The organism is Falsiroseomonas sp. RANM36 (assembly GCF_056682175.1).
The window spans coordinates 1,823,056-1,826,920 of sequence record NZ_JBWXTD010000003.1 but is presented as its reverse complement, the minus strand read 5'-3'; the positions used below and the strand labels follow the sequence as shown (position 1 = coordinate 1,826,920).

Annotated in this window: 4 protein-coding genes and 1 pseudogene; 1 reads left to right on the top strand and 4 read right to left on the bottom strand. The window is 71.6% G+C overall.

The annotated features are described in order from the left end of the window. The 4 genes from AC1MIR_RS13680 to AC1MIR_RS13665 all read right to left on the bottom strand — a co-directional run. Positions 1 to 239, bottom strand: a 239-nt coding sequence (locus AC1MIR_RS13680; RefSeq protein ID WP_480028697.1) for a hypothetical protein, incomplete at its 3' end; no start/stop codon positions are given. Continuing rightward, positions 236 to 1,747 carry an XrtA system polysaccharide chain length determinant gene (locus AC1MIR_RS13675; protein WP_480028696.1) on the bottom strand — a complete coding sequence of 504 codons (1,512 nt, stop codon included), beginning with the start codon at positions 1,745 to 1,747 and terminating at the stop codon, positions 236 to 238. The genes AC1MIR_RS13675 and AC1MIR_RS13680, both read right to left, overlap by 4 nt. Before the next feature lies 1 nt (position 1,748). Next, positions 1,749 to 2,393 carry an XrtA/PEP-CTERM system exopolysaccharide export protein gene (locus tag AC1MIR_RS13670; protein WP_480028695.1) on the bottom strand — a complete coding sequence of 215 codons (645 nt, stop codon included), beginning with the start codon at positions 2,391 to 2,393 and terminating at the stop codon, positions 1,749 to 1,751. A 290-nt stretch (positions 2,394 to 2,683) separates the two neighbouring features. Continuing rightward, complete coding sequence (locus AC1MIR_RS13665) at positions 2,684 to 3,595, bottom strand: hypothetical protein (protein WP_480028694.1); 912 nt, start codon at positions 3,593 to 3,595, stop codon at positions 2,684 to 2,686. 65 nt (positions 3,596 to 3,660) lie between these two features. Between AC1MIR_RS13665 and AC1MIR_RS13660 the strand changes: the two are divergent. Next, positions 3,661 to 3,865 (top strand): annotated as a pseudogene (locus AC1MIR_RS13660) (hypothetical protein); the annotation flags it as partial.

The window sequence follows — 3,865 nt, the reverse complement described above, 5'->3', positions numbered from 1 at the left end:
CGATAGGCGGCGCGATGCGCGGCCATCCGCTTGATCCCCGCCTCCATCGCCTCCGCGCTGACGCCGTGGCTCGGCCCTGGCGCCGCCGGCGGCGCGGCGGGGGGGGGGGCGGGGGGGGGGGCGGGGCGGGCGGGGCGGGGCCGGCCGGTGGCCGGTGGGCGCGGATCCGCGACGGTGGCGCCCTGCATCGCCTCCATCGCGCGTTCGACCAGATGTCGGCCGGAAGGGGGCGTGGTCACGCGACGAACCTCGCAACCAGGTTGGGGATGCGTGCGATGAGCGCCGGGCCACCCGCGGTGACCACGGCGTAGGCGAAGAGCAGCAGCCCGAAGCTGCATGCGAAGGCGACGACAGCGAAGCGCTGGCTGCGCGGCGGCTCGGTCGAGGAGATGCTGCCGATCACCGGCAAGCCGAGCTTGCGCAGGTCGAGCACGGTGTAGAAGCTGCGATCGAGCAGCACAAACAGCAGGGCAAGCCCTGCGCCCGCGCCGATGCCGATCAGCAGCACGGCCGTGCCGAGCATCAGGCGGTTCGGCCCGATCGGCTGCAGCGGCACCGTCGGCGGGTCCACCACCTCGAGGCGGACGCGCTCGGCCTCGGACCGCGCGGCGCCGGCGATCTGGACGGATTCGCGCCGGCGCAGCAGCTCCTCGTAGGAGCGGCGGAGCACGCTGTAGTCGCGGTCCATGTTGGCGAATTGCGCCTGCAGCTGCGGCACGGTGCGCGCCAGCGCCTCCAGCCGCTCGACATTGGCTTCCTCCTGCCGGACCTGGCGCTGGAGGGTGGCGAGCTGCGCGTCCGAATCCAGCAGACGCGTGCGAATCTGCTCGTACAGCGGGTTGCGCACCGTGCCGCCCCCACCGCCGCCGCCGCCCGTCGCGCGAACCTCGGCCAGGCGGTTGCGGGCGGCGATCACCGCCGGGTGCTGCTCGGTGTATTGCAGGCGCAGCTCGCGCAGCGTCCGCTCGGCTTCCGCCACGGCCGGGCTGGTGCCGCCGCCCTCGCCAGCGCGCAGCACCTGCGGGGTTGCCTCCAGCTCCTGCTTGAGGCGCTCGTGGCGCGCCACGGCATCCTGCAGGCTGCCGCGCTGGCTGATCAGCCGCTGGCGGGCCTGCTGCAGGCCGGTCGCGCCGCCCGCGCCCTCGGAGGGGAGCAGCTCGGCATAGCGCGCACGGAATTCGGCGCGGCGCTGCTCGGCCTCGCGCAGCTGCACCTCATAGGCCTGGATCTGCTGGTTCACGAAGTTGCGCGCGTTTTCCATCTGCGCGCGATCGCTGGCAGTGGCCCGCTCCATGAACAGCGTCAGCAGCGCCTGCACCACGTCGCGCGCCATGCGCGCGTCGGTGTCGGTGTAGGTGATGGTGAAGAGGTTGCGCGTCTGCAGACCGAGCCGCAGGCTGCTTTCCAGCTTGCGCAGCATCGCCTCGCGCGAGGCGGCGCTGTCGGCACGCAGGTCGAGGCCGGTGCGCGCGGCCACCCGCTCCAGATTCGGGCGGCTGAACAGCGTGCGCTGCAGCGTCTCGACCTGGCCGGATGGGCGGTTGTCCACCGCGATGCCGCTCAGCACCTGGCCGAGGATCGCATCCGCGTCGGCATGGATGCGCGCGCTGGACCGGTACTGGTTCGGCAGGGTGTAGACATAGGCCCAGCCCGCCAGACACACGACCCAGGCGAGCAGCAGAGCCTTCCACTTGTGCCGCCAGGCGGCCGATGCGTAGCGCCGGACTTCGTTGAGGATCGGCGTCACGTCAGAACCAGCCCTGCGGGATCACGATGGTGTCGCCGGGGCGCAGCGCCACGTCCTGGGTCATGTCGCCGGTACGCAGCAGATCGTTGAGACGCAGCGGGATCGTCTCCGTGTTGGCGGTCTCGCGCCGGATCAGCCGGGCACTGTTGCCGGAGGCGTAGCGGGTGAGCCCGCCGGCCTCGATCAGCGCGTCGAGCACGGTCATGCCCTCGCGGAAGGCGATCGCGCGGGGCTGCGCGGCCTCGCCCACGATGCGGACCTGCCGGCTCGCCGGCCCGACGAAGCCACGCACGATCACGGTCACGCTCGGCTCCCGCACATACTGCTTGAGCCGCTCCTCGATCTGCCGGCTGAGCTGCACCGGCGTACGGCCGGCAGCCTCGATGTCCTCGACGAGCGGCAGGGAGATGCGGCCATCCGGGCGCACCGGCACCTCCATGCTCAACTCCGGCGAGCGGAACACAAAGACCGAAAGCGCGTCACCCGGTCCAATCACGTAATCGGGCGTGACCTGCGGGGCCGCCATGGCGCCCGCCGCAGGCTCGGCCGGCGGCGCCTGGCAGGCGGCGGCTGCCAGCGGCAGCAACAGGGCAGCGACCCGAAGCGCCTTGAGTTCCCGAAGCGCCTTGAGTTGGAGTGACGCCATGCCCGGCCTCCTGTGTAACGATGGCTCTCTTAGCGACCCTGGCAGCGACCCTGGCGGGCACGCCCTGCGGTTGTCCACCACACGATCCTTAACTCATTTTTCGCCCAGATGGTAGCTGGACGAAATGCTTTCTGTGCAGCGACAGGCACGGCCCACCTCCGGCACGCAAAGGCGAAAAGCGCCGAAACCCGCCCCAAGCCAGGGCGGCGCCGCCGCATCGCGTCGCGAGGCATGAGGCAAAACGCTGAATTTTGCATGAATTGTGACAATGTCCCGGGCCGCGCGCTGCCTCATGCGGCGGCTTCCTGCGCCAATTCGGCGATCAGGCGGCGCGCCCGCGCCGCATAGACGCCCCGGTCGAAGCGCCAGCTACCGACGAAGTGCAGCAGGCGCGACCGGGCAGGGTCGAGGTTCGGCTCGAAGCAGGCATAGAGCGGCCAGGGAAGCACCATCCCGCCCGGCGCATTGGCGATCAGGTAGTTCGAGGCGATCTGTTCGCTCCCCCATTCGGCCCAGCGCGGCCCCATCATCGCCTGCATGGCAACCGAGAAGGCCTCCGCCTGGCGGCGCGCATGCAGGCCGCGGGCGAAGCCAGCGAAACCGGCCGAGCCGCGGACATAGCGCCGCCCGCCCGCCTCCGGCGGCAGGAGCGGCAATTTCTGTTCCGCCGCGGGCTGGAGATGCTCCTCGCCCTGGCCGGCCACCCGCGCGGCGGCCTCCTCCAGTGTCTCGATCTCCATGCCTTGCCCCGAATTCAGCGTGAAGGCGATATTCCGGGCCACCGCCTCCGTCACCTCCGGTATGGGATCGGAGGCCAGAACGTCGGAATCGAGCTGGATCACGTAATTGTCATCGCTGAGATCGAGAATGTGGAGCAGCCGCTCCCAGCAGCCGCCGCGCGGGCAGGGCGCGGTGGCGATCGAGGCGAGCGGCGTCACCGTCGCCTGGGGCAGATGGGCGGCCAGCACCCGGCGGTCGGCCGGGGTCAGGGAGCCGTCGTCGAGCACGACGATCTCGCCCCCCGGCATGTAGCGGTAGAACGACTTGATCGCGAGAAGATACATCCGCAGGTGCTCGGTGCGCACCATGCTGACGATGCGAAGCGGCGCCGGGCGCGTGCGCAGCGGCGCCGTGGCAAGGATGCCGCGGCATTGCCAGTCGAACCAGGCGATCGCGCTGCGGCGACGGAAGGTGGTGAGCATGCGGCTCCGGCGATGGCCCCGAAGAGGGGGCTCATAGCGCGAAGGTCCTTACCGAATGATGCGCCTTGGCGAAAGGCGCCCTTCTCCCGCCGGCGCGGCGGCGGGGCCCGGGGGGGGGGGGGGGCGCGCCCCCCGCCCGGGCCGGGGGGGGGGGGGGGCGGGCCGGGGCGCTGGTCGGCGAGGGCTTGGCGCGGCTGCGCCCGGACGGCGTCGGCCATGTGCTGGTGCTGGGGAGCCCGGCCTATTACGCGCGCTTCGGCTTCCGCGCCG

Coding starts and splice junctions, on each gene's coding strand:
- AC1MIR_RS13665 (WP_480028694.1), bottom strand. CDS start 3,595: ATGCTCACCACCTTCCGTCGCCGCAGCGCGATCGCCTGGTTCGACTGG.
- AC1MIR_RS13670 (WP_480028695.1), bottom strand. CDS start 2,393: ATGGCGTCACTCCAACTCAAGGCGCTTCGGGAACTCAAGGCGCTTCGG.